This window comes from Shigella sp. FC1967 (assembly GCF_001743005.1).
GTDB lineage: Bacteria > Pseudomonadota > Gammaproteobacteria > Enterobacterales > Enterobacteriaceae > Proteus.
This window is the reverse complement of the sequence record NZ_MIIZ01000442.1, coordinates 1-216: the sequence shown is the minus strand read 5'-3', so window position 1 is coordinate 216 and position 216 is coordinate 1. Positions and strand designations below refer to the sequence as shown.

1 protein-coding gene and 1 pseudogene are annotated in these 216 nt (G+C 38.0%); both read right to left on the bottom strand.

Annotated elements, in window-relative coordinates:
* Positions 1-19: 19 nt before the first annotated feature.
* A complete protein-coding gene (locus BHE89_RS26855) occupies positions 20-124 on the bottom strand; it encodes a type II toxin-antitoxin system YoeB family toxin (protein WP_216080978.1) in 105 nt (34 codons plus the stop codon).
* Positions 121-216: pseudogene (locus BHE89_RS03730) on the bottom strand (type II toxin-antitoxin system YoeB family toxin); the annotation flags it as partial. The gene BHE89_RS26855 and the pseudogene BHE89_RS03730, both read right to left, overlap by 4 nt.

Genomic DNA, 216 nt, shown 5'->3' with positions numbered 1-216 from the left:
GACCCAAAAATCGGTTAATTCATGTTTTCAAGGGCTCAGGTTTGCCTATTCCGCTAAACGGTGTTCTTTTAATCTCTTTTATGAGTTCGTTAATGTGTTCATCAGTGCTCCGTATTTGACCCAAAAATCGGTTAATTCATGTTTTCAAGGGCTCAGGTTTGCCTATTCCGCTAAACGGTGTTCTTTTAATCTCTTTTATGAGTTCGTTAATGTGTT